General features: G+C 74.2%; 13 protein-coding genes. 4 read left to right on the top strand and 9 right to left on the bottom strand.

The annotated features are described in order from the left end of the window. The 7 genes from UWG_RS0123655 to UWG_RS0123625 all read right to left on the bottom strand — a co-directional run. A partial coding sequence (locus UWG_RS0123655; protein WP_016909677.1) for an aldo/keto reductase occupies positions 1–946 on the bottom strand: 946 nt, incomplete at its 3' end. Between the two features lie 19 nt (positions 947–965). Continuing rightward, positions 966–1,883 (bottom strand): NAD-dependent epimerase/dehydratase family protein, encoded by a 918-nt coding sequence (locus UWG_RS0123650; protein WP_237720264.1) that lies wholly within the window; start codon positions 1,881–1,883, stop codon positions 966–968. Then, on the bottom strand, positions 1,880–2,476 hold the full coding sequence (locus tag UWG_RS0123645) for a dTDP-4-dehydrorhamnose 3,5-epimerase family protein (protein ID WP_016909675.1): 597 nt from the start codon (positions 2,474–2,476) through the stop codon (positions 1,880–1,882). Before UWG_RS0123645 ends, UWG_RS0123650 begins: the two co-directional genes overlap by 4 nt. A 13-nt stretch (positions 2,477–2,489) precedes the next feature. Then, complete coding sequence (locus UWG_RS0123640) at positions 2,490–3,674, bottom strand: cytochrome P450 (RefSeq protein ID WP_016909674.1); 1,185 nt, start codon at positions 3,672–3,674, stop codon at positions 2,490–2,492. After that, complete coding sequence (locus tag UWG_RS0123635; protein ID WP_016909673.1) at positions 3,671–4,531, bottom strand: phytanoyl-CoA dioxygenase family protein; 861 nt, start codon at positions 4,529–4,531, stop codon at positions 3,671–3,673. The genes UWG_RS0123640 and UWG_RS0123635 overlap by 4 nt, the downstream gene beginning before the upstream one ends. 26 nt (positions 4,532–4,557) lie before the next feature. Continuing rightward, the gene (locus UWG_RS0123630; RefSeq protein WP_016909672.1) at positions 4,558–5,967 is read right to left on the bottom strand and encodes an amidase; all 1,410 of its coding nucleotides are present in this window, start codon (positions 5,965–5,967) and stop codon (positions 4,558–4,560) included. A gap of 54 nt (positions 5,968–6,021) precedes the next feature. Beyond that, positions 6,022–7,287: an activator-dependent family glycosyltransferase gene (locus tag UWG_RS0123625; RefSeq protein WP_016909671.1), complete on the bottom strand. Its 1,266-nt coding sequence runs from the start codon at positions 7,285–7,287 to the stop codon at positions 6,022–6,024. Between the two features lie 198 nt (positions 7,288–7,485). On the opposite strand from UWG_RS0123625, the gene rfbA reads away from it, so the two are divergent. Genes rfbA through UWG_RS0123605 form a run of 4 tightly spaced genes read left to right on the top strand, consistent with a single transcriptional unit; the run spans position 7,486 to position 12,023 of the window. Next, positions 7,486–8,361: a glucose-1-phosphate thymidylyltransferase RfbA gene (gene rfbA / locus UWG_RS0123620; RefSeq protein ID WP_016909670.1), complete on the top strand. Its 876-nt coding sequence runs from the start codon at positions 7,486–7,488 to the stop codon at positions 8,359–8,361. Between the two features lie 10 nt (positions 8,362–8,371). Next, positions 8,372–9,370, top strand: coding sequence for a dTDP-glucose 4,6-dehydratase (gene rfbB, locus UWG_RS0123615; RefSeq protein WP_033196333.1), 999 nt, complete (start codon positions 8,372–8,374; stop codon positions 9,368–9,370). Beyond that, the gene (locus UWG_RS0123610; RefSeq protein ID WP_016909668.1) at positions 9,322–10,761 is read left to right on the top strand and encodes an NDP-hexose 2,3-dehydratase family protein; all 1,440 of its coding nucleotides are present in this window, start codon (positions 9,322–9,324) and stop codon (positions 10,759–10,761) included. Before rfbB ends, UWG_RS0123610 begins: the two co-directional genes overlap by 49 nt. Continuing rightward, entirely contained in the window at positions 10,758–12,023 is a 1,266-nt protein-coding gene (locus UWG_RS0123605; protein WP_016909667.1) for a phthiocerol/phthiodiolone dimycocerosyl transferase family protein, read from the top strand. Before UWG_RS0123610 ends, UWG_RS0123605 begins: the two co-directional genes overlap by 4 nt. A 39-nt stretch (positions 12,024–12,062) precedes the next feature. On the opposite strand, the gene UWG_RS0123600 is transcribed toward UWG_RS0123605, so the two are convergent. Both UWG_RS0123600 and UWG_RS31575 read right to left on the bottom strand, forming a co-directional pair. Next, complete coding sequence (locus tag UWG_RS0123600) at positions 12,063–19,886, bottom strand: SDR family NAD(P)-dependent oxidoreductase (protein WP_474773631.1); 7,824 nt, start codon at positions 19,884–19,886, stop codon at positions 12,063–12,065. 54 nt (positions 19,887–19,940) lie between these two features. Beyond that, a partial coding sequence (locus UWG_RS31575; RefSeq protein WP_157838590.1) for a type I polyketide synthase occupies positions 19,941–21,746 on the bottom strand: 1,806 nt, incomplete at its 5' end.

Raw genomic sequence — 21,746 nt, 5'->3', positions numbered from 1 at the left:
GCGGCGGGAAGAGCGCGTCGAGCCGCTCCAGCACCTCCGGTGGAAGCTCCAACTCGCGGCTGGCCAGGGCGCTTTCGAGCTGGGCGAGGGAGCGCGGACCGATGACGGGCGCCGTCACGCCGGGGCGCGACCGCACCCAGGCGAGGCCGACCTCCGCCGGGTCGGCGCCGAACTCCGCGCAGAGCTCCTCGTACGCGGCGACGGCCTCACGCCGTGTCCTCAGCGCCTCCGCCGCCCGCCCCTGTGCGCCCTTCGCCGCCGTGCCCTCGGCCGTCTTCCGCAGCACGCCGCTGAGGAGTCCCCCGTGCAGGGGCGACCACGGCAGCACCGCCACGCCGTACCTGCGGCAGGCGGGAATCACTTCGAGTTCGACGTACCGGGTGGCCAGGTTGTACACGCTCTGCTCGGAGACGATGCCGAGGAAGTGCCGGCGGTACGCCGCCTCCTGGGCCTCGGCGATGTGCCAGCCGGCGAAGTTCGAAGAGCCGACGTACCGCACCTTCCCCTGCTGCGTGAGGGTCTCCATCGCCTGCCACACCTCGTCCCACGGGGCGTGGTGGTCGACGTGGTGCATCTGGAAAAGGTCGATCCAGTCCGTCCGCAGCCGGCGCAGCGACTCCTCGCAGGAGGCGATCAGGTGCCGCGCCGACAGGCCGGTGTCGTTGGGCCGGTCGCTCATCGGCTTGCCGGCCTTGGTGCCCAGCACGATGCGCTCCCGTCTGCCGCCGCCCTGCGCGAACCAGCTCCCGAGGAACTCCTCGGTGTAGCCCTTGTGTTTCTGCCAGCCGTACTGGTTGGCGGTGTCGAGGAAGTTGACGCCCCGGTCGAGGGCGGTGTCGAGGATGGCGAAGCTCTCCTCGTCGCTCGCGCGTACCCCGAGGTTCAGGGTGCCGAGGCAGAGGTCGCTGACCTTCAGGGCCGTGCGGCCGAGGTGGGTGTACTCCATCGCTCTCCTTCGTCGGCGGTCATCCTTGCGCGTACGTCTCCCATTGGCGGCGCACCGAATCGGAGAGCGCCGTCCCGGGGGTCCAGCCCAGCAGCTCCCCGGCCAGCCGGATGTCGAGCCTCGTCGAGCCGCCCGCCGAGAGGAAGCACTCCTCTTCGACCAGCTCGGAGGGGAACCCCGCGGCGGTGATGAGGAGCCGGGCCAACTCGCGCATGCCGATCGCGGACCCGCCCCCGATGTTGACGACCCGGCCCGACACCGGAGCGGTGAGGGACCGCACGACCGCCGAGGCCACGTCGTCGACGTCGACGAAGTCCCGCCCTTCTGCGGCCACTTGAAGGCTGAGCGGTGCGCCGGTCGGCGCCGTGTCCCGCAGGCGCTCCGCGAGGCCGCCGAGGAAGCTGCGGCGAGGGGCGCCGGGGCCGCAGACGTTGGCGAGGCGCAGCACGCAGCCGTCGATCCGGCCCTGCGCCGTCGCGTCGAGGATCATCCGCGCGCCGGCGAGCTTCGTCCTTCCGTACGCGGTGGTCGGGACGGTCGGGTGGTCCTCGCCGATCACCGTTCCGAAGGGGGCGCGGCCGTACTCGTGCACCGAGCCGAGCTGCACCAGCCGCGGCGTCCCGGGTGCCGGGGCCATCGCCTCGATCAGGCGCTCGACCAGGGGGACGTGCGACGCCGTCATCGCGGCGGTGGTGCCCTCCCAGGTGTCCCCCGCCGCGTTGATCACGGCGTCGGCCGCGCCGACCACGCTCGCCAGCTCGTCCATGGGCCCGGTGAGCACGTCGAGTACGACGGTCCGCGCCCCGTGGACCGGCCGGGCCGGGCCCCTGGTCACCGCCGTGACCCGGTGGCCGCTCCCGTTGAGGGCCGCACAGATGCGCCGCCCGAGGAACCCGGCTCCGCCGAGCACCACCACGGAGCCGGCACGGCGGCTCACCGGCGCCGCCACGGAAGCGCGAGGCAGGCACGGTACGTCGGCAGCAGTCCGGCGCGCCGCGCCTCGGCCAACGACGGTGCGTCGCGGTCGCGTCGCGACACGAGAGGGGGGAGATCGGCCGGCCAGTCGAGGCCGAGCGCGGTGTCGAAGGGGTCCACCTCGTGCTCCACTCGCGGGTTGTACTCCGTCGAGTTGAGGTAGGCGGTGACCGTGCCGTCGGCGAGCGCGACGAAGGCGTGCCCGAGCCCCTCCTCCAGGTAGACCGCCTTCCCCGAGGCGGCGTCGAGCCGGACGCTGTCCCACTGCCCGAAGGTGGGCGAACCGAGCCGCAGGTCCACGACGAAGTCCCTGATCGCCCCGCCGGGGCAGCACACGAGCTTCGCCTGCCCCGACGGCACGTCCGCGTAGTGGATGCCGCGGATCGTTCCACACCGCGAGGTGCTGAAGTGACCCTGGCCCAGCGGAAGTTCGCGGCCGGTCGCCTCGGCGAAGGCGGCCGCGGTGTACGGGGCGACGAAGCTGCCCCGCTCGTCGCGGTGGACCTTCGGGGTGATCAGGTAGGCGCCGGGCACGGACAGTTCGCTGAAGACCACTCGTCCTCCCTGCTCACCAGGTCACGGGGAGTTCGGCGACGCCGTAGAACGCCGTGTCCTCGTAGAGCGGCACCTCGTCGGCCGGTACGGCGAGTTCCATCCCGGGGAGGGCGCGCAGGAGTTCGCGGAGTGCGACGGTGATCATCAACCGGGCCTGGTGCTGCCCCAGGCACCGGTGGGCACCGTGCCCGAAGGCGACGTGCTGCCTCGCGTTGGGCCGGGTGAGGTCGAGCCGGTCGGGGTCGGCGAAGACCCGCTCGTCGCGGTTGGCGGCCGTGAGGGCGGCGACGACCAACTCGCCCTGGGCGAATTCCTGTTCGCCGGCCTCGACCTCGGCGGCGGCCTTGCGCACCGACCCCATGTTGTTGATCGGCAGGTAGCGCAGCAGCTCGTCGACGGCTTTGTCGAGACGGTCGGGGGCGTCGCGCACCAGCGCGAGCTGGTCGGGGTGGCGCAGCAGGGCGAAGATGCCGAGTCCGATGGCGTGGGCGACCAGGTCCTTGCCGGCGATGCGGAGTTGGAGGCCGATCGAGGCGGCCTCCTCGTCGCTGAGCGGGCCCTGCGCGTCCTCGGCGCCGAGGAGCTCGGTGAGCACGTCGTCCCCCGGCTCGCTCCGCTTCGCCCGCACCAGCTCGCGCATGCCGTACCACATCGACTGGTAGGTGGCGACGAACGCCTCGGGCGTGACGTCGGGCGCGACGAGCCTGCCCACCCGGCGCTCGAACTCCTCCTGGTCGTCGAGGGTGGTACCGAGCAGGTCGCAGGAGACCCTCGACGAGATCGGCCAGGCGTAGCGGTTCATCAGGTCGGCGGGAGCGCCTTGCTCCTTGAGCTCCTCAAGGCGTCCGGTGACGATCCGCACCAGCCTGGGCTCGAACCGCCGCATGCGGCGCTCGGAAAACATTTCGGCGAGCAGCCTGCGGTACCTGGTGTGCTCGGGCGGGTCCATCCCGAAGATCCAACCCCTGGGGCTCCGCCCCTCGATGACCGGCGGCAGGACGTGCAGCGAGGAGCTGAACCTGCCGTCCTTCAGCGCCTTGCGCACCTCCTGGTAGCGGGTCAACAGCCGGCCCTCGCGGCCCTGTTGCATGGTGACCATGACGGGCCCGCCCTCCTGCTGGGCGCGCCGGTAGTCGTCCGGCGGGTCGAAGGGGCAGCGGCGCGGCTGGGCCCCGGGGATCGGCAGCGCCCCGGTCATTGCCCGGCCCCGTCCGTCCGGGCGTCCTGTTGCAGGAGCAGGTGCGGGTCGGAGGACTCGTACCAGCCGAGGAAGGGCGGGCAGGTGTCGTAGCCGAGCAGCCGCTGGAGCTCCTCGGGGAACTCCTTGACCTTCTCCCTCGGTACGGCGAGGTACTGGTTCTCCTCCTGCCGCATGTTGCCGGCGATCAGGGAGACGGTCAGCCCGGTGCGCGGCGCCCCGGACTCGTTCGGGCCGCCGCCGTGGTACGTACCGCCCAGCCACAGCAGGCAGGACCCCGCCTTCATCTCGACGGGCACCGCCCGGTCCTTGGCAGGCGGTTGCTCGTCCCCCAGCGTGTGGCTGCCGGGGACAACGAGCGTGCCCCCGTTCTCGGCGGTGAAGTCGCTCATGGCGAGCATCAGTTGGACCCTGCTGATGCGCGAGGGATAGGTGCGCAGGTGCGACATGTCGTCGCGGTGCAGCCACTGGGCGCCCTCCCCCGGCCAGATCTGGATCACCTGGGTGGCGCTGATCTGGACGTTCGGCGCCAGTTCGACGCGCTTGCCGCCCATCCACACCGGCACGGGCCGCTCGATGAGCTTGCGGGCCGCACCGAGGAACTGCGGCGCGAGGACGACCTTCGCGACGTGCTCGGTGCGGGCGAAGAGCGACGAGAGGCGTTTGGTCCGGTGTCCGGAGAAGTCGTCGGCGCCGTACTGCCAGTCCTCCAGCGCCGGACCGAGGTCGTTCCAGAGCCCGCGCAGCGTCTCCTCGTCCACCAGGTCCTCGACGATCAGACCGCCGTCCCGCTCCAGCACTTCGGAGACCTCGTCCGCGGAAGAGTGCGGACTCAGACGGATCAGCGTGGATTCCACGTGCCCTCCTTGCGTTGCGCCGCGGATCACTGCCGCGGATCGATGGGCGTGCAGGTGCCGAGCCGCTCCTCGACCGCGGCTGCCGCGTCGAGGCACAGGTCCTCGCGGAACGGCCGGGAGATGAGCTGCACGCCCTGCGGCAGCCCGTCGGCGACACCGGTCGGTACGGCGACGGCGGGCAGGCCGGCGAAGGTGGAGACCGAGCACAGCCGGAGCGCCGTCATCGCCTCCTCAAGGCTCTCCGCGTCGCGCGACTCCGCGCCGGGCTCACCGGGCTGCGCGGTGGAGACGGGGCCGAGCAACAGCGGGCAGCCGTCGAGGAGTTCGGCCCAGGCCCGCTGCACTCCGCTCCGCTCGCCGGTGAGCCGGACGTACTCGGCCAGGTCCACGGGGGGATTGCGCTCCATGGACAGCTCCAGGAAGCGCCGCCCGTCCTCGGGCATCAGCGGGCGGAGCGCCTCCCAACCGAGGCTGTACTCGGTCATCATCAGCCGCGCGTAGGCCCGCACGGCTTCCTCGAGCTTCGGGACCTCGACCTCCTCGACGCGGTACCCGGCGTCCTGGAGCGCACCGGCCGCCGCCTCGACGGCCGCCCGCACCCGCGGGTCGACACCGAGGCCGCCGGGGTCCGCCACCACCCCGACCCGCAGCGGCCCGGGTGGCGCGGGACCGCGTACGGGGGCGGGGACCGCGCGCGGATCGCGGGGGTCGGCGCCGCAGAGCAGGCCGTGCAGGACCTCCAGATCGGCGACCGAGCGCGCCATCGGCCCGTCGACGGGGAACAGTTGGGTGGCGAGGGTGGGTTCGCGGTCCATGAGGCGGTTGTCCGAGGCGTACCTGCCCTGGCTCGGGCGCAGCCCGGTGATACCGGCGAAGACGGCGGGCACCCGGATCGAGCCCTCCCAGTCGTTGGCGAGCGCCAGCGGCGCCATGCCGGACGCGACGGCGACGGCGTCGCCCCCGCTGGTGCCGCCCGGCGTCCTCGTGCGGTCCCACGGGTTGACCGTGTCGCCCTGCGTGCTGCTGCGGGTGTGCATGCCGCGCATTCCCATGTCGGGCATGTTGGTGCGGCCGACGGGAAGGGCTCCCGCGGCGCACAGCCGCCGCACGTCCGGGCCGTCCTCGGCCGCGACGAGGGCGCTGAGCGCGGGCATCCCCTGCGTCGTCGCCATCGCCTCGACGTGGATGTTGTCCTTGACCGTGAACGGCACCCCGGCGAGCGGGCCCAGCGGCTCGCCTGCCGCCCGGCGCTCGTCGACGGCCTTCGCCGCTGCTCCCGCCCGCTCGGCCATGACCGTGGTCACGGCGTTCACCCCGGGGTTCACCGCGGCGATCCGCTCCAAGTGGGCGTCGAGCACCTCGCGTGCCGTCACTTGCCCGGTGGCGACGGCCTCCGCCAGCGTCGCGGCGCCGAGGCGCCAGATGTCGGTGTCCATGCGATCTCCGTGGTCGAACTGGTCTGCGTGGCGGCCCCGTCGCGGCCCGGGCCGCTATCCGGCGGGCCGGTACTCGGCGGTGAGTTTCTCCAGCGTCGGCACCAACTCCCCCGGCGACGGGACCGAGAGGACCTCGGCGCGCTGCCGCGCGGCGGCCTCGCGGAACGACCCCTCGTACAGGAGCCGGCCCAGCGCCTCGCGGAGCGCGGGACCCGTGGCCTCCGCGTCCGGGACCGCCAACCCGATGCCCTGGCGCTCGAGGTGCTCGGCCTTGAGGAGGGTGTCGCCCGACTGCGGGATGAGCAGTTGGGGCACGCCGTGGAGCATCGCCGTCATCCACGTACCGCTGCCGCCGTAGTGGACGACGGCGTCGCAGCTCGGCAGCAGCACGTGCATGGGGACGAAGTCCACGATCCGGGTGTTGGCGGGAACGGCGGGGAACTCCTCGCCCGGCGCGGGTACGAGGGTCGTGACGATCTCCGCTTCGAGGTCGGCGAAGGCGTCCAGGTCGGTGAGGGGGAAACCGTCGTGCCCGGTGTACCGACGGCGGGAGAGGCCCATGGTGACGCAGACCCTGGGCCTGGCCGGCGGCTCGCGCAGCCACTCGGGCACCGTGGCGGCGCCGTGGTAGGGCGCGTACCGCACCGGCACGGTGTGCAGATCGAGCGGGAGGCGTGCGCTCGGCGGCGAGGGGTCGATGGTGAACTGCCCGGTGACGGCCTCCTCTTCGAACTCCAGGCCGTGCCGCTCGAGCATCTCGGCGACCCACTCGCCGAGCGGGTCGGCTCTCCGCTCGGCCGGCTGGTCGGCGAGCAGCTCGCGGAAGGTCTCCCGCGACCGCCCGAGGAAGTCGGGGCCCCACAGGAGCCGCGCGTGCGCGGCGCCCGAGGCGCGGGCCGCCACCGCGCCGCTGTGGCTCATCTGCTCCCAGAGGACCAGGTCGGGGCGCCAGAAGCGGGCGTAGTCGACGAGTTCGTCGACGAAGGCCGTGTTGTTGGCCACTCGCAGGTAGTAGGGGACGAGGCCCCGGTAGAGCGCGAGTTCGCGTTCCCACGTGGTCTCGGGCTTGGCGAGGCCGCCGAAGGAGGGACCCTGCGAGAACGCCTGCGGGTTCTCCTCGGCGATGGCGCGGGCGGTCTCGAAGAGCCTGTGGTCCTCACCGAGGGGCACGGCCGTGAGCCCCGACGCCGTGATCTCCGCGGCGAGCGCGGGCTGACTGGCGACGCGGACCTCGTGCCCTGCGGCGGCGAGAGCCCACCCCATGGAGACCATATGGAGGTAGTGCGTCTTCTCCGCGTACACCACGATCAGAACGCGCATCGTTTTCCCCACGTCGGTTGCGAATCGCCCGACAGGTCGACGCCTCGGGGCGAAGTGCCCTTCGCGAGAAGTCAACTGACTCGGCGCCCGCGCATCAACCCCTAACCACTCGTCCACCGCACCCCTAAGCGGCACCCACCCCCTGTATTCGGCGGCTACCACTGCCCGTCGGTTCGTCCTGGCTGTAGCTTCGAGCCGATGAAGGGAATCGTGCTCGCCGGGGGACACGGAACACGACTGCGCCCGCTCACTCACGCCGTCTCGAAGCAGCTTCTTCCGGTTTACAACAAACCGATGGTCTACTACCCGCTGTCGGTGCTGATGCTCGCCGGTATAAGGGACGTCCTACTGATAGTGAAACCGGGGCAGTTGCACCTCTTCAGGGCTCTTCTCGGCGACGGAAGCCACCTCGGTATGCACATCGAATACGCGGAGCAGCCCGAGGCGAGAGGCATCGGCGACGCCTTCAGAATCGGGGCCGACTACATCGGCGACGACGAAGTGGCGCTCGTACTCGGCGACAACGTCTTCCACGGTCCGAGTTTCTCGACGCTGCTCATGCAGCACAGCAGCAGCGTCGACGGGTGCGTGCTCTTCGGCTACTGGGTGAAGGACCCGGAGCGCTACGGGGTCGGTGAGGTCGACGCCGAGGGCAAGCTGCTCGACATCGTGGAGAAGCCGCTGCATCCCCGGTCGAACCTGGCCATCACGGGGCTCTACTTCTACGACAACGAAGTGGTGGACATCGCGCGGCGGCTCTCCCCTTCGGAGCGCGGGGAACTGGAGATCACCGAGATCAACAGGGCTTATGTGGAACGCGGCAGAGCCCGCCTCGTCGACCTCGGCCGCGGTTTCGCCTGGCTGGACACGGGAACCCACGACTCGCTCCTCCAGGCCGGCCATTACGTGCAGATGCTCGAGGAACGCCAGGGGGTGCGCATCGCCTCCCTGGAGGAGATCGCCTTCCGTATGCACTTCATCGACGCCGAAGCCTGCTACGAACTCGGCGTTGAATTCGGTGCGTCCGAGTACGGCGAGTACCTGCGCTCGATCGCCACCAGGGAGAGTCAGTGAGGCGGGAAGTATGCGAATAGTGGTCACGGGCGGCGCCGGTTTCATCGGCTCGCACTTCGTCAGGAGCCTGCTGGCGGGCGCCTATCCGCCGCTCGCAGGCGCTGAGGTGGTCGTCCTCGACAGGTTCACCTACGCGGGCTGCCGGGCGAACCTGGCGCAGGTGGCGGACGATCCGGCGCTCACCGTCGTGACGGGCGACGTCTGCGACGCGGCGCTCGTCTCCGAGGTGCTGAGCGGTGCCGACCTGGTCGTGCACTGCGCCGCCGAATCCCATGTGGACCGATCCATCGCGGACGGCGGCGAGTTCGTGCGCACCAACGTGCTCGGCACCCAGACGCTGCTGGAGGCCGCCGCCCGCGCGGGCGTCGGCAGGTTCCTCCAGGTGTCGACCGACGAGGTGTACGGCTCCATCGAGCACGGCTCGTGGCACGAGGACCAGCCGCTCCACCCCAACTCGCCCTACGCCGCCTCGAAAGCCTCCGCCGATCTGCTGGCGCTCGCCTTCCACCGCACCCACGGCCTCGCCGTCTGCGTCACCCGCTGCTCCAACAACTACGGCCCCTACCAGTTCCCGGAGAAGGCGCTCCCCCTCTTCGTCACCAACCTGCTGGACGGCAGGAAGGTGCCGCTCTACGGCGACGGCGGCAATGTGCGCGACTGGCTCCACGTGGACGACCACTGCCGCGGCCTCGCCCTCGTCGCGGAGGCCGGCCGGGCCGGCGCCGTCTACCACATAGGGGGCGGCACCGAGCTCGCCAACCGGGAGCTGGTGGCGCGGCTGCTGGAGCTGCTGGGCCGCGACGGCACGATGGTGGAGCGGGTACCGGACCGCAAGGGCCACGACCGCCGCTACTCGCTCGCCTTCGACCGGATCTCCGAAGAGCTCGGCTACGCGCCGCGCACCGGGTTCGAGAGCGGGCTCGCGGAGACCGTGAAGTGGTATGCGGAGCACAGGGATTGGTGGTTGCCGCTGCGGCAGCGCCTCGCGCGGGAAGCGACGCCGGCGTGAAGCGGACGCACGCGCGGGTGGCGCTCTCCGCCGTCGCCGAGGAGACCGCCGTCGCGCCGTTCGCGGGTTTCCGCCGCTGGTGGGAGGAGCGCCGCGCGGAGGACGCGTCGCGGGTGGACCGGATCCCGTTCGCGGAGCTGCGCTCCTGGAGCTTCACGGAGGGCACCGGGGACCTCGTCCACGACAGCGGCCGGTTCTTCCAGGTGCGGGGAGCGGAGGTGCACCGGCCGGAGGGGCCCGTTTCGCAGTGGTCGCAGCCCCTGCTGCACCAGCCGGAAGTCGGCATCCTGGGGCTGCTCGCCAAGGAGTTCGACGGCGTGCTGCACTTCCTGATGCAGGCGAAGACGGAACCGGGCAACCGGCCGGGCCTCCAGCTCTCCCCCACGGTGCAGGCGACGCTGAGCAACTACAGCGGGGTCCACGGAGGCCGCGCCGTCCCCTACGTCGAGCACTTCCTGCACCGGAACGCGCGCCGGGTCCTCGTCGACGTCCGCCAGTCCGAGCAGGGCAGTTGGTTCTTCCGGAAGCGCAACCGGAACATGGTCGTCGAGGTCGCGGGGGACGTCGAAGTACGCGAAGGCTTCCGCTGGATGCCGCTGGGGCAGCTCCACCGGCTGCTCGCCGAGGGCACCGGGACGGACGGCACCGACAGCTCCGTCGTGAACATGGACACCCGCAGCATCCTGTCCTGCCTCCCCTTCCCGTTCGACGGTGTTCCGCGCGCGGAGCCGAGCGGGGACCTGCTGGGCTGGCTCACCGAGGCACGCAGCCGGGAGCGGGTCCGGGTGGAGCGGGTACCGCTCGCGGGGCTGCCCGAGTGGCGGCGGGAGCCGGACCGCATCGCGCACCGGAACGGGTCCTTCTTCAGCATCGTGGCGGTACGTGTGCGAGCGGGGGAACGGGAAGTCACGGAGTGGACCCAGCCGCTGCTCAGGCCGCACGGCGTGGGCGTCTCCGCGTTCCTCACCAAGTCCGTCGACGGTGCGCGACACGTACTCGCCAACCTCCGCGTGGAACCGGGCAACGTCGACGTGCTGGAGATCGGGCCCACCGTGCAGTGCACACCGGAGAACTTCGCGCACCTGCCTGCCGCGGCCGGGCCGCCGCTGCTGGGGAAGGTGCTCGACGCTCCCCGCGAACGCCTGCTCTTCGACACGGTCCTCGCCGAGGAGGGCGGACGGTTCCAGCACGCACGCAGCCGGTACCTGGTCGTGGAAGCGGACGACGACCCGTACGAGCCGCCCGGGCACCGGTGGGTCCCGGTCGCCGAACTCCTCGGGCTGATGCGGCACAGCCACTATGTCAACGTGGAGGCGCGTACGCTCCTCGCCTGCCTCCAGAGCGTGTGCGTCCCGGAACCGGGGCGGCCGGGAGAAGGTGGGGGAAGATGACGCGCGCACTCGCGCTGGAAGAGATGGTGCACCTCGGGGACGCCAAGAGCCGGGTCACGGTGGTGTGCTCGGTCGGCGGGCACGTCGAGGAGGAGCCGCTGGCGCGGGCGTTCGCCGCCGTGGTGGCACGGCTCCCCCCGCTGCGCAGCCGGGTCCGGCAGGACGGTCCCTACGCGTTCTCCTTCCAGCCGCTGGAGACGGGGCCGCCGCAGCTCCAGGTCCGCAAGGGCGTACCGGGCTCGCTGCGCGAGGAGATCAACACACCGCTGCCGCCCGACGGCAGCCTGGTGCGGGGCGTCCTCATCGAGGGCGCGGACGAGGACACCTTCGTACTCAGCATCGACCACTCCATCACCGACGGGCAGAGCGCCCTCGCCGTCTGCGATGCGGTGTGGCGGGGCTACACGGCCTGCGTCGAGGGCACGTTCACCGTGCCGCAACCCGGGGACGGCGGGGACGACGCCCTGCCCGCCGCGCTCTCCGCCCGGCTGCCCGCGCACACCCCCGAGGACCTGGCCGCATACGTCACCGCCCGCGGGGAGCGGATGCGCGGGGCGCCACTCGTGCATCTGCCGTACGCGGCAGGGGAGTCGGCGGCGCAGGAAGAGCTGCCGATGCGGGTGGCCAGGGTCCGGCTCGACCGGGAGCAGACCGCCGGAGTGATCGGTGCGAGCAAGGCCGCGGGGGTGTCGGTGCACGGAGTGCTCGTCGCCGCCCTGCTCCTGGCGGTCCGCGACGCGGTGGGCGGTGCGGGGACGCGGCGGATGAGCAGCATGTCCCCCGTCGATCTGCGGGGGCGCCTCTCTCCGCCCGTCCACCCGGAGGAGCTCTTCCCCGCCGCCTCGCTCTTCTTCGACGTGCTCGACGTGCGGGAGGACGCAGACGTGGTCTCGCTCGGGCGGCGCCTCGCGGAGAACCTCCGCGAGGCCATCGCCCGGGGCGACCTGGAACGGGAGATCCTTGCGGCGGCCCAGGTGCTCAGGGACCCGTCGCTGCTCAACGCCAGCCTGGTGACCACGAACCTCGGCAACGTGCCGGTGCCCGAGACCCCGGACGGGCTGCGGATCACCGACGTGCGGTGCTTCGCGCTCGGCGACGTCTCGTTCCCGCAGGCCGGGTTCGGCCCGCTGGTGGCTTCCGTGCTGACCGTGCGCGGGCAGCTCGGCATCGAACTGCCCTACAGCGCCCGGTGCTTCTCGGCCGGGCAGATGGAAGCGGTCCGCACCTCGGTGCGCGCGCGCCTGCTCGCACTGGGGAGTTGAGCGGGACGGCACCGGCTCACCGGCGCCGTCCCGAGCGGCTCAACCAGCGCGGACGAACACCGCGCCCGCGCGTACGGCCGCCTCGGTGCCGGCGGGCCCGCCGGCGAGTACGCCGCAGAGCCGGCCGCGGGCCGGTGCGTCGAGTACGGGCGGGAGGTCGACCGTCCCGCCCGTCCGCGCCGACTCCAGGGCCCGAGCCCGCAGTTGCTCCTGCCCCGGCTCGGCGCGGGCGACTTCGCCGACCGCCACGGCCCCTCTCGTCACGCCCCACACGGCGGCCTCGGGGACGGCGTCGCCGACGGCGCCGAAGAGCGCGTCGACGGCCTCGGGCGCCGCGCCCGGCAGCCAGGTGAGGACGCCGGAGGGGCGGCGGCCCGTCGACGACAGGCGGCTGAGGCGGGCGCCGAGGGCCTCCCGGTCCTCGCCCGCCCCGACGGTGAAGGGCACCGCCTCGGCCCCGTGCCGCACCAGGGCGCCCACCAGCGCGTCGCCCACCTCGTCCGCGCAGGCGGTGCCCTCCGGGACCCGAACTCCCCCGGAACCGGCCGGGAGTACCACGAGCCAGACCCCGGTGAGCTCCGCCGGGTCCGTGCCGGGTGTCCGGCGCCACCCGCCGGTCTCCGTCCGGCCGCGCCGCCAGGCGGCCAGCGCGGGGAGGGCGACGTGCAGCGGTTCGTCCCCGCGCAGGCCGATGTCGCGCACGAGGCCGTCCACGTCTCCGCGCTCCACGCGCTCCCAGAAGCGTTCCCCCGCCGGAGCGCCCGGGTCGGCCGGCCGGAAGCTGCGGCGCTGGAACGCGGAAGTGGGCAGCCGCACCTGCCGGTTGGCGAGGCCGCTGAAGACCGCGTTCCAGTCCACCCGGCGACCGCTCACATGCAGGTGCCCGAGGGCCTCCGCCAGGGCGCGGGCCTCCGGCCTCCCCTCCTCGGCGACCGAGGGGACGTCCTGCGCGGCCGACCGGACGCCGCGGGGCCCGAGTTCGAGCACCTCTCCGGGCGCCGCAGGGCGGGCTGCCTCGTCCCCGCGTCCCAACCAGTGTTCCGGAGAGGCCAGTTCCGCCGACGCGACGTCGCTGCCCGAAGCGGAGACGAGCGGGATGCGGGGCGTCCGGTACTCAAGGCCCGCAAGCACCCGGCGCAGCTCCTCCTCGCCACCCCCGGCCGCCGCGCGCCCGCACGCGGCCACGAGCGCGACGGCCCCGTCCAGGTCGAGCGCTCCCGCCGCGTGCGCCGCGGCCACGGCGGACGAAGCCGAGTCGGAGATCCGATCGGGGTGCAGCCCCCACGCCTCCAGCAGCCGGAACATCGCCGTCTGGACGGCGAAGAGAGCGGGGCGCCCGAACTCGGGCCGCGCGAGCAGCGCGGGCTCCTCCCAGACGACCTCGCGGAGCGGGCGGGCGAGATGGGCGTCGAGGCGCTCCACGATCCCGTCGAGTGCCTCGGCGTACACCCGGTGGGCTCGGTACATCCCGCGACCGACGAGGGGCGGGCCGCCTTCCGCCGTGAAGTGGAAGCCGAGGGGGCCGCCGGAGGCGCTCCCCTCGGCCGCGCCGGGTGCCTCCTCGCCGAGCGCCAACGCACCCAGCCCGTCGAGCAGTTCCTCACGCGTGCCGACCGGGAAGGCGGCGCGGTGGGCGAAGGCCGTGCGCGTGGTGGCGAGAGCGCCGACGAGGTCGACCCACTCTTCGGCGGTGGACTCGGCGTGGCGGCGCAGCCTGCGCGCCTGCTCCCGCAGCCCCTGCGGGGAGGTCGCCGAGAGCACGCAGGGCAAGGGCGGTGGCACGGGGCGCGGCGGTGGCACGGCGTCGTCGGCCCCGTCCTGCGGCGCCTGTTCGACGAGGGCGTGGGCGTGGGTGCCACCTGCGCCGAGCGCCGAGACGCCGATCCGCCGCGGGGCGCCCGTGCTCGGCCAGGGCGCCGCCTCCGTGAGGGGACGCACCGTGTCCGGCAAGTCGCCTTCCCACGGCGCCGTTTGGCGGTCGCCGCCGGAGCGGGGCAGTACGCGATGCCGCAGCGCGAGCACCGCCTTGATCACGCCCGCCACCCCGGCCGCCGCCGAGGTGTGCCCGATGCTCGTCCCGACCGTGCCGATACGCAGCGGCCGTTCCGGGGGACGGCCCGCGCCGTACACCTCGCCGAGCGCGCGCGGCTCCTCCCGGCCGCCGCACGTGTCGACCGCGTCGACCTCCGGGCCTGCCAGTCCGGCCTGCTCCAACGCACGGGCGAGCACACGGTGTTGGGCCTCGCTCCTGCCGACGGCGCTGCCGAGGAGGACGCCGAGCACGGGGCGTCCGGCGCGTACGGCGTCCGGCAGCCGCTCCAGCAGCAGCACGCCGGCTCCCTCGGCCGAGTGCTCCTGCCCGGCGCCCGCACCGTCGAAGAGCGTGATGCCGGCCGCGAGCGCCAGCGAGCACTCGCCCTGCCGCAGCGACTGCGCCGCCGTGTGCAGCGCCACGAGCGAGGAGGAGTCGCCCGTGTCCAACGTGGCGGCCGGGCCGGCGCATCCGAAGGCCGCGGCCAGGCCGCCGGCCGGCTCCGTGCTCCCGAGGCCGCCGCGCTCGTGCGTCCGGCCGACGAAGACGCCGGTCGGCGCGTCGAGTTGGGTGGCGGGGAGGACTCCGCCGTCCTCCAGCGCCTCCCAGGCGAGCTGCCGGAGGACGAGCAGGTGCCGGTCGGCGGCTTCGGCCTCCTGCGGGGGGAGGCCGAAGAGTTCCGGGTCGCAGGCGTCGTCGACGAGGCGGGCAGCGACGTCTTCCCCACCGGCAGTCGCACGGGCGCCGGCGTCCGCGCCGGAGGCCAGGAGGTCCCACAGCTCGTCGGGGCTGCGCACACCGCCCGGAAAGCGGCAGGCCATGCCGACGATCGCGATCCGCCGGTCCGCGTCCGTGTCCGTGTCCGCGGGCCCGGGCCCGGGTACGGCCGGCGGTGCCGGTTCCGGCTCGGGGAGCAGGGCCGCGAGGGAGCGGCTCACCTCGGTCGGTGTCCGTTGGTCGAAGACGAAGGAAACCGGCATGCGCAGGCCGGTCCCGGCCGTCAACCGGTTGCGGAGCTCCGTGGAGTTGAGCGAGCCGAGTCCCAGTTCCTGGAAGGTGCGGTCCGCGTCCACCGCCTCCGCCGAGTCGTGGCCCAGCACCTCGGCGGCCGCGGCGCGCACCGTGTCGAGCAGCACTCCTTCCCGCTCGGCCGCGCCCAGGGCGACGAGGCGTTCGGCGAGGGGCTGTTCGACGGTGGCGGAGGGCGCCGGCCGTGCGGGGGGCGGAGCCAGGTCGCGCAGGAGGTGCGGCAGTCCGCCGGCAGCCGCCTGGTCGCGCAGTGCGCCGAGGTCGAGCCGTACGGGCAGCGGGGCGGGCTCGTCCGACCCCGCGGACACGTCGAAGAGGTTGAGCCCTTCGCGTCCGGTGAGCGGGGGGAACCCCGCCTGCGCCATCCTGTCCCGCGTGTCCGCTGCGAGCTCGCCCGCCATGCCGCCGACCGGCTCCCACGGGCCCCAGGCGAGGGAGACGGCGGGCAGTCCTTCGGCCCTCCGCCGCCGGGCGAGCGCGTCGAGGAAGGCGTTGGCCGCCGCGTAGTTGGCCTGACCCATACCGCCGAGCACCCCGGAGACCGAGGAGAAGAGCACGAAGGCGGAGAGGCCGCGGTTCTTCGTCTCCTCGTGGAGGACCACGGCGGCGTCGGCCTTGGGCCGCAGTACGGTGTCCAGCCGCTTCGGGGTCATGGCGGTGAACGCACCGTCGTCGAGGACTCCGGCGGCATGGACGACGGCGGTCAACGGGTGCGCGTCCGGGACGGCGTCGAGCACTTCCCGTACCGCGCGGCGGTCGGCGACGTCGCAGGCGGCCCAGGTGACCTCGGCGCCGGACGCCTCCAGCCGGGCCTCCAACTCGGCCGCGCCGGGCGCCTGTCGGCCCCGGCGGCCGACGAGCACCAGGTGGCGCACGCCGCGAGTGGCCACCAAGTGCTGGGCGAGCAGGCTCCCCAGGCCGCCCGTCGCACCGGTGACGAGGACCGTGCCGTCCGGCCCCGCGAGGCCGTCGGGGCCCGCGTCCGGGAAGGCGCGCACGAGGCGGGGGCGGAGCACGCTGCCGGCGCGGAGCGCCAACTCCGGTTCGCCGGTGGCGAGGGCCGCGGGGAGCGCGGCGAGAGTCTTCGCTTCGGGGGCGCTCTCCAGGTCGACGAGGCAGAACCGGCCCGGGTGCTCCGAGTGGGCCGAGCTGATCAGCCCCCGTACCGCCGCGAGCACGGGGTCGGGAGCCGTGCCGTCGGTGCCGGCGGCGCCGGTGGTGAGCAGGACGAGGCGTGCCTGCGTGAAGCGCTCGTCGGCGAGCCACCGCTGGGCGAGGTCGAGCGCCCAGCCCGTGGCGGAGCGCACCGATTCGGCGGCGTCCGCGAGCGGTGCCGCGGAGGGCGGGCACGGCGCGACGACCACCTGCCGGTCCCCGCCGAGCGAGGCGAGGTCCGCCGCCGTCTCGACGTCCGCGCCGCACGCGCGGAGGGCGGCGGCCTCGGGGGAGGCGTCGGACCCGAGCACGGCCCAGCGCTCCGTCGGTTTTTCGCCGGACGCCCCCGGGGACGGTGTCCACTCGACGCGGTGGAGCGGCGGCGTGCCCCCACCCGCTCCGGCGTCGGGAAGCGGGCGGAGCACGAGCGAGTCGACCCGGGCGACGGGCGAGCCCTCGGTGTCCTGGGCTTCGACGCGCACGCCGCCGTCGCGTGCCGTCAACCGCACGCGCAGCACGGTCCGCCGGGGGGCGTGCACCGTCACGCCGCGCCAGGAGAAGGGCACTCGGGGCGCGTCGGGCTCCTGGTCGCCGGTGAGGCCGGGCAGCCCGAGCGCGAGCGGGTGGAGCGCCGCGTCGAGCAGTACCGGGTGTATCAGGAAGCCCTCCGCCGGCTGGTCCGACTCCACCTCGGCGAAGAGTGCGTCACCGTGCCGCCGCACTCTGCGCAAGCCGCGGAACGCGGGCCCGTACCGGAGTCCGGCCTGCGCCATCCGCTCGTGCACCTCGGCGGGGTCGAGGTCCTCGCCCTCCTGCGGCCAGGTCCACGGTGCGGACGGCTCGGCGGCGGAGGCGAGAACGCCGGTGGCGTGCCGGGTCCACGTCGTGCCGGCGGCCCGCTGGTGCGCCGCTTCCGGCGGGCTCGACGCGTCCTCCGGCGCCGAGTGGACGGAGAGCGTGCGGGTGCCGTGCTCGTCGAGCGGCCCGACGGTCACCTGGAGGCGCACGCCGCCGTGTTCGGGCAGCAGCAGCGGGGCCTCCAGAGTCAGCTCGTCGAGCGTCCCGCACCCCGCGGCCTCGCCGGCCCGCAGACCGAACTCCACGAACGCGGTCCCCGGCAGGAGCACCTGCCCCGCCACCACGTGGTCGGCGAGCCACGGATGGGTGCGCAGCGAGAGGCGTCCGGTGTGCAGCAGGCCGCCCTCCGCGAGCGGGACCGCGGCGTCGAGCAACTCGGCGTGCCGCTCGGGCCGTTGGTCCGGGGCTTCCCGCGTCGCCCAGTACGGCTCGCGTTGGAAGGCGTACGTGGGCAGTTCGATCGGGCGCGCGCCGGTGTCGGCGAAGTACGCCCGCCAGTCGGGCGCGCACCCGCGGACGTACACCTCGGCGAGCGCGGTGGTGAAGGCGTGCGCGCTGCCGGTGCCCGGCACGGTGCGGACGACGAGGCCGTCGGGGAGGTCGGGAGCGGCGTCCAGACGCGCGGCGAGCCGGTCCCCCGGGCCCAGCGCGAGCAGCGCGGTGACGTCCTGCTGGAGGAGGGGGAGCACGGTGCCGGGCGTCGCGTACCGGAGCCGGCCGCCCGGGAGCCGCTCCTCCTCCGCCGCCGCGCGCAGCGCCTCCCCGCGCGGCAGTTCGCCCGCGACGCAGGCGGCGGCCGGCGCCGCCTGCTCGTCCTCGGCGAGGACGGCAGCGGGCCGCACACCGCACGCACGCCACAGCGCGGCGAGGGAGATGCCGACGGCGCACAGCAACGGTCCTGCGACGTCGGCGCGTTCGGGCCGCGGCGCGTAGGGCCGCCCGCGCAGCACGTCGGTGAGGGACCAGTCGACGAGCCCGGACAGTGCCTCGTCGCAGGCGTCGATCTCCGCCCGGAACACGGGGGCCGAATCGAGCAGCTCCCCGGCACCGCGGGCGCAGAGCCGGGCGTCCTCGGTGGAGGCGAAGGAGCCGGGGAGTACGAAGGCCGCCCGGCTCCCGCCCGGGGTCGATCCGGTGGCGGTGCCGGCCGCCGGGGTCTCCCCTGCCAACTCGGCGAGCTGCGCGAGCAGTTCGTCCCGGTCGGTGCCGACGGCCACGGCACGGTGCGCGAAGGCGGTGCGCGTGGTCGCGAGCGAGTAGGCGACATCCAGCGCATGCAGCTCCGGGTGCCGGGTCAGCCAGTCGTGGAGCCTGCGGGCCTGGGCGCGCAGCGCCTGCGCGGTGCGGCCGGAGACCACCCAGGCGAGTGCGCCGCCCGGCGGGGGCGTGCCGGCCGCGGCCGCGGCCGGGGCGCGGTCGGCGGGCCCGGGCTCTTCGAGGACGACGTGCGCGTTGGTGCCGCTCACCCCGAACGCGGAGACGGCGGCGCGGCGCGGCTCCTCGCCCGCCGTCCAGTCGGCGTTGCCGGTGAGCAACCGCACCCCGCTCCCCTGCCAGTCCACGTGCGGGGTGGGCCGGTCCACGTGGAGGGTCGCGGGAAGGGTCTCGTGCCGCATCGCCATGACCATCTTGATGATGCCGGCGACTCCGGCCGCCGCCTGGCTGTGGCCGAAGTTCGACTTGATCGAACCCAGTCGGAGCGGGTTCTCCGGCGTGCGGTGCGAGCCGTACGCCGCCAGGAGGGCCTGGGCCTCGACGGGGTCGCCGAGCCGGGTGCCGGTGCCGTGCGCCTCCACCGCGTCGACCTGCCGAGGGGTGAGGCCGGCGTCGCGGAGCGCCTCGTCGATGACGCGCTGCTGGGCCGGGCCGCTCGGTGCGGTGAGCCCGTTGCTCGCGCCGTCCTGGTTGACCGCGCTGCCTCGCACCACGGCGAGCACGCGGTGCCCGTTGCGCCGCGCGTCGCTGAGCCGCTCCACGACGAGGGCGCCGACGCCCTCGGCCCACCCGGTGCCGTCGGCCGCCTCGGCGAAGGACTTGCACCGGCCGTCGGGTGCCAGCCCCCGTTGGCGGCTGAACGCGACGAACGTCTCGGGCGTCGCCATGACCGTGGCACCGCCGGCGAGGGCGAGCGAACACTCGCCCCTCCGCAGCGCGTGCACCGCCAGATGCAACCCCACGAGCGAGGAGGAGCACGCGGTGTCCACCGCGAGCGCGGGCCCCTCCAGGCCGAGTTGGTACGCGATCCGGCCGGCCACCACGCTTCCGGCGGCCGAACTGCCCGCGTAGTCGTGGTACATCGTCCCGACGAAGACGCCGGTACGGCTGCCGCGCAGCGCGCGCGGGTCGATGCCGGCGCGCTCGACGGCCTCCCAGGCCGTTTCCAGGAAGAGCCGCTGCTGCGGGTCGGCGGCCACGGCCTCGCGCGGGGAGATCGACCAGAAGTCGGCGTCGAACCAGGCGGCCTCGTGGAGGAATCCGCCCTCCTGGGTGGTGGCGGTCCCCGGGTGGTCGGGGTCGGGGTGGTAGAGGTGCTCCAGGTCCCAGCCCCGGTCGAGGGGGAAGCCGGAGACGGCGTCGGTCCCCGTGGAGACCAGCTCCCACAGCTCCTCGGGCGAGGCGGCGCCGCCCGGGTAGCGGCATCCCATGCCCACGATGGCGATCGGCTCCCGCAACCGGTCCTCGGCGTGCGCGAGTTCGCCGCGGGTGCGCTGCAGTTCGGCGGTGACCCGCTTGAGGTAGTCGCGGAGCCTGTCCTCGGTGTGCATGGGTTCTCGTCGCTCCTCGGGCATCGTGCGGTCGGCTCCTTCGGTCTGTGCCGTGCGGGAGGCGGGTCGGGGCCTGCCCTAGGCGTCGCCCAACTGGCCGTCGAGGTAGGCGAAGAACTCGTCGTCGCTCTGCGCGTCGAACCGGTCCAGCTCGGCTGCGGGCCCGCCGGCGGACGGGGAGGCCGCGGGCGAGGCGAGCAACTCCGCGGCGTTCCGCAGCCGTCGGGCGGCTCTGGTCCGCTCCGCCGAGTCGCCCACGGTTCCGGCGAGTTCGGTGAGTCGGTCCACGAGGGCGAGGACGTCCGTTTCCGTGTCCTCGGCCAACTCGCCCCGCAGATAGGTGGCGAGCTCTCCCGGAGTCGGATGGTCGAAGGTGAGGGTGGAGGGGAGCCGCAGCCCGGTCGCGGTCGCCATGCGGTTGCGGAACTCGACGGCGCTCAGCGAGTCGAAGCCCAACTCGGCGAACGGCCGGTCCGGTTCGACGGCGCCGGGCCCCGGGTAGCCGAGCACGCCGGCGGCCTCGTCGCGCACCGCCAGCAGGACGGCGGCGTCCCGCTCGGCCGCGGGCAGCGACGCGAGTCGGTCTCGCAGCCCGTCCGCCGCCGGCTCGGCCGGGCGGCGCGGCCGGCGCACCAGGCTCCGCAGCGGGGGCGGTAGCGAAGCCGCGCCCGAGGAGGAGCGGGCGAGCGCGGCGGTGTCGAGGAGGAGCGGTATCGGGTCGGGCTCGGGTGCGCCGACCGCCAGGTCGAGCAGGCGCAAGCCGTGGTCGGGCGAGAGCGGCAGGATGCCCGCCCGCTCCATGCGGCTGCTGCCCGCCGCGTCCAGCCCGCCGCCCATCCCGGCGGCCTCCTCGGTGCCTCGCCAACGGCCCCAGGCGAGCGCGGTGGCCGGCAGGCCGAGGGCCCTGCGGTGGTGTGCCAGACCGTCCAAGAAGGCGTTGGCCGCCGCGTAGTTGGCCTGCCCCGGGCCGCCGAGCACGCCGGCGGCCGACGAGAAGAGCACGAAGGCGTCGAGCCGCGCGTCCCGGGTGAGTTCGTGCAGGTGGCGGGCGGCGTCGGCCTTCGGGCGGAGTACCGCGTCGAGGCGCTCGGGCGTCAGGTCGCCCACGAGTCCGTCGTCGAGCACCCCGGCCGCGTGGACCACCGCGGCGAGCGGATGCGCGTCGGGCACCTGCGCGAGCAGGGCGGCGAGCGCCGCCCGGTCGGAGACGTCGCAGGACGCGGTGGTGACCCGGGCGCCGAGCGCGGTCAGCTCCGCCTCCCACTCGGCGGCTCCCGGCGCCGACAGCCCGCGCCTGCTCGTCAACAGCAGCCGCCGGACGCCGTGTTCGGCGACGAGGTGGCGGGCGACGAGCCGTCCCAGCGCGCCCGAGGCGCCGGTGATCAACACGGTGCCGGCCGTCGGCCACCGGAAAGCGCCCGCCCCTGCGGTCGGTGCGGCCGGTGCCATCCGCGGCACCCGCACGCCGCCCCGCACGAGCGCGAGCTGCGGTTCGTCCGTGTGCGAGAGCGCTTCGGCGAGGGCCGGCAGGGACTCGGGCGCTCCGTCGACGTCGACGAGCACGAACCGGCCGGGGTGTTCGGCCTGCACGGAGCGCACCAGGCCCCACACCGCGGCCTGATCCGGGTCGGCCCCGGCCCCGGCGGCGACGGCGCCGCGTGTGACGAGCACCAGGCGGGCCGAGTCGGGCCGGCTCTCCGCCACCCATGCCCGCACCAGTTCCAGGGCCCGGTGGACGGCCGAGCGCCCGTCGTCGGGGAGGAGCTGGGCGAGGACCGTCCCGCCGTCCGGCTGCGGAAGGTCGGCGTACGGGCCGTCCACCGCGCCGAGTTCGGCGGCGAGGCCGAGGACGTCGGGGCCGAGCAGCGCGATCCGGCCGTCCGC

This window comes from Streptomyces xiaopingdaonensis, from assembly GCF_000262345.1.
Taxonomy (GTDB): Bacteria; Actinomycetota; Actinomycetes; order Streptomycetales; family Streptomycetaceae; genus Streptomyces; species Streptomyces xiaopingdaonensis.
Note: the sequence above shows the minus strand (reverse complement) of the source record. Positions and strands in the feature narration are given on the sequence as shown.

Bases quoted from the DNA above. Each gene is read 5' to 3' on its own strand.
- UWG_RS0123625 (WP_016909671.1), bottom strand. From the start codon at position 7,287: ATGCGCGTTCTGATCGTGGTGTACGCGGAGAAGACGCACTACCTCCAT.
- UWG_RS0123640 (WP_016909674.1), bottom strand. From the start codon at position 3,674: ATGACCGGGGCGCTGCCGATCCCCGGGGCCCAGCCGCGCCGCTGCCCC.
- UWG_RS0123600 (WP_474773631.1), bottom strand. From the start codon at position 19,886: ATGCCCGAGGAGCGACGAGAACCCATGCACACCGAGGACAGGCTCCGC.
- rfbB (WP_033196333.1), top strand. From the start codon at position 8,372: ATGCGAATAGTGGTCACGGGCGGCGCCGGTTTCATCGGCTCGCACTTC.
- UWG_RS0123605 (WP_016909667.1), top strand. From the start codon at position 10,758: ATGACGCGCGCACTCGCGCTGGAAGAGATGGTGCACCTCGGGGACGCC.
- UWG_RS0123630 (WP_016909672.1), bottom strand. From the start codon at position 5,967: ATGGACACCGACATCTGGCGCCTCGGCGCCGCGACGCTGGCGGAGGCC.
- rfbA (WP_016909670.1), top strand. From the start codon at position 7,486: ATGAAGGGAATCGTGCTCGCCGGGGGACACGGAACACGACTGCGCCCG.